We start from the raw sequence: 3,126 nt of genomic DNA on the forward strand, positions 1-3,126 counted from the left end.
AAGAGCTAAAAAAAGAGGGGGAATATGACGTTTTCTTTCATGAGGGGGGCAATCATCTAGAATTTAAAGACAAAAAAGGTAATGATTTATACGTCATAGAATGGCATTTCGATCCGAATTATAAGGAGGAAAATATCGTTAAAAAAGTTTGCGCCGAGCTAGGTATCACCCAAAGGGAGTTGGCGGAGATTATCAAGGTAAATTCGGGCACGCCCGCGCAATGGGTAACCAAGGGCGAAGTGCCGCCGACCTATCAATATCTTTTAGAACTTATGATAGAAAACAAAAACTTAAAGGAGAAAATCGCTAAACTAACTGCTTTTAAGGAACTGCTAGATGAAATTTAGAGAGACAGAAATTCTGTCGCTCTGATTGTAAATAAACTTTTTTTGAAAAAATATTATTTACAATAATAAAATGCTTGACTTCTACTATTTAAAATAGTATAATCCCATCAAAATATGATTTTAAATCATTTTTGAAAGGATTTCTACTATGAACTCACTTTTTAAGAACGATAGCCCCCATGCTGAAATTTTAAATTTCCAAACATTCTCTACCGAGTATGTCGCGGAGCGTTACAGTGTTTCTACGACTGCCATCAGAGAGCATAAGCGACTGCACGCGGACGAAATAGTCCAGGATATCCATTTCGTCATCGAGATAAACAAATTTCGCAAGCCTGTCATCAAATGGACGCTCCGCGGCATTATCAAGCTCGGGATGTTTATCCGCAGCGAAAAGGCTAAGGGCTTTAGGTTATGGGCGGAGCAGGAGCTCGAAAAGACTATCTTAAAGCAGGTGCGGGCTTTCGCTGAAGCTCGCGAGCATAATCTACGGCTAGAAGGTGAAATCTCCTCCCTTAAATCAGATGCCGAGATTGAAGCTAAGAAGCACGGCAAGAAGCTTGCTTACTATAAAGGCGAGATCACTAAGGCTAAAAATGCGCTAGCCTCATATCGCGCTAAGATCACCTCTCGCGCAGGCTTTCCCGCTCGCATAAACAGCGCCGAGCTATCGGCGCTTAATAAGGAGCTAACGGACGTAAAACACGAAGCGATCTCTAATATGTCCGAGGTCTTTCGCCTAAGAGGAGAGATAGAGGATCTAGCGGGCGAGCTAGCCTTAGCTAACGGAACCATAGCCTCTCAAAAAGAATATATCGCCCGTCTTAGCTCTGCCGTGGTGCAAGCAAGCATCAAGCAAGCGCAGGCCCCTATAGCTATGCGGCATGAGCTTGAGCTTTTGCAATCGGATCTTGCCTGCTTGCAAAACAAGCTTTCCGCCGCTATGTCGAAGTTAAAAGAGCAAAGCGAAGGAAATAAACTTTATCTAAAGGACGAGCGATGAAAAGCATAGGCGGACGGGTTTTTCCTAGCGAGGAAGTAGAGATGCTTAGCAAGAAGCAAGAAGCGCAGCTACGAGAATTAGAGCTCTCTTTTAAAGAGGTCTATGGCAGAAATTTCGATATGGATAAGGTTTTAGATAAACTTTTATATCTTGATGCTCTCTACCCGGGCTATGCGAAAGAGCACTTCAATCCTTTAGGACTGCTTGAAATTTACGGCAGATATTTTAAAAAGAATAGCCCTTGCAAAAGACGCAAGCGCGCCCGTCGTAAAAATAAAGCTAAAAGAGGCGTCATCATCATAAACGGCGGCAATATCCAGATAGGTAACGGCAACGTGCAGAATAACGGGAGGTAGAAGGTAAGGTGGAGCGGCTACAAACCTGATCGCGGACGGCTTAAATTACCAAGCCGTCCAAATAATCCGCCCACCACTGCAAAACCCGCAAATGCTCCCGCGAGTTGAAGTCCCTAAAATATGCTTTATCCACCTCGCTACTAGGCGCGTGTAGCAGCACTTCATCAATGATACGCTTTTCAAACATAGCCCGCTCGCCGTCGGTTGCCCGAATAGCAAAGGTAGCAAACATCGAGCGAAAGCCGTGTGCGTGCAGATCGGCTATACCCAAGCGCCTTAGCGTTTTTAATAGCGTGCCGTCCGAGATAGCCCAGCCGCTACGCTTAGAATAGGTGCTCGATTTGAAAACTATCCCCTCCGCGCTTATCCTTTTTTGATCCTCTAAAATTTGCTTTGCCTGCCTCGGAAGCGGCAAGCGCGCATTTACCCCCGTTTTATTATCTGACTCTCCAAAATACACAAAATCCCCATCTACCCTCTCCCAACAAAGCTCTCTGATCTGATGCGGACGTTGCGCCATAATCAGATTGAAAAAGAAAAGATTTTTAATCGTCGGCTCTATGCGGGCGTCTCTGACCGCTTCTATGATCTCTTTTAGCCGCTTTGGATCCGTCACCGCCTTTCTGTGCTCTACTTTTTTCTTAGGATAAATTTCACTCATATCATCGATGATCTCATAAATAAACGATATATCGCCTGCCGCGTTTTGGGCGCGAGCAAATTTAAGCACGTCGCGCAGGATCGGTATTATCTTTTTAGCACTTGCAAAATTCACGCCTTTGGTTGCCGCGATCACTTCCTTTGTACCAATCTCATCTATCGGCATATTGCCTAGAGGTTGCAGCAGATGTTTATTTACGCGATTTATCATTTTACGGCGGGATTGCCTTATTTTCTCACTATCCTCGGGCGGAATTTTAATATCCAGCCACGCGTAAAAGATATCTTTGAGTTTCTGCTTTTGTAGCTCGTCGCTCGCGCCCGATTTACGCAAGCCCATCGCTTTTTCTCTAGCTTCGGCAAGGCTTATATCATCGAAACTTCCTAACGTAGTGTAGCCTCTTTTTGTGCGTAGTTTATAGTATCTGCTGCCGTTTGCAAAACACACCAGATACAACGCGCACGTGCTATCTATAGAATACGCCTTGAGCTTACCCTTGCCCTCAAATTTTAGCTTCTTCACCTGCGTCGCGGTTAAAATTTTAGCCATTTTATACCCTTGTTATACAAAAAGTTATACATTTTTTACAAAAATAATTATAAATCGATATAAATTAATATAAATTGAAAATAGCTTCAAAATGCCTTAAGGTCGAAGCTTTGTAAAGGGTTATACATTGATATAAATAGATGTAAAAATAAGTAATGGTGTCCCGTGTAGGATTCGAACCTACGGCCGCCTGATTAAGAGTCAGATGCT

4 protein-coding genes are annotated in these 3,126 nt (G+C 43.5%); 3 read left to right on the forward strand and 1 reads right to left on the reverse strand.

The window, feature by feature from the left end; all coding sequences use genetic code 11:
• The 3 genes from Q0140_RS06515 to Q0140_RS06525 all read left to right on the forward strand — a co-directional run.
• Window positions 1–347: helix-turn-helix transcriptional regulator (locus tag Q0140_RS06515; RefSeq protein ID WP_297962955.1), on the forward strand; the 347-nt coding region annotated here is incomplete at its 5' end.
• A gap of 148 nt (window positions 348–495) precedes the next feature.
• Entirely contained in the window at window positions 496–1,350 is an 855-nt protein-coding gene (locus tag Q0140_RS06520; protein WP_297962956.1) for a hypothetical protein, read from the forward strand.
• Window positions 1,347–1,706, forward strand: coding sequence for a hypothetical protein (locus Q0140_RS06525; RefSeq protein WP_297962957.1), 360 nt, complete (start codon window positions 1,347–1,349; stop codon window positions 1,704–1,706). Before Q0140_RS06520 ends, Q0140_RS06525 begins: the two co-directional genes overlap by 4 nt.
• 40 nt (window positions 1,707–1,746) lie before the next feature.
• Here the strand turns inward: Q0140_RS06525 and Q0140_RS06530 are convergent, their stop codons facing one another.
• Window positions 1,747–2,916, reverse strand: a complete 1,170-nt coding sequence (locus tag Q0140_RS06530; protein WP_297962958.1) for an integrase arm-type DNA-binding domain-containing protein — start codon at window positions 2,914–2,916, stop codon at window positions 1,747–1,749.
• Window positions 2,917–3,126 lie beyond the last annotated feature (210 nt).

This window comes from uncultured Campylobacter sp., from assembly GCF_938045405.1.
Classification (GTDB): domain Bacteria; phylum Campylobacterota; class Campylobacteria; order Campylobacterales; family Campylobacteraceae; genus Campylobacter_B.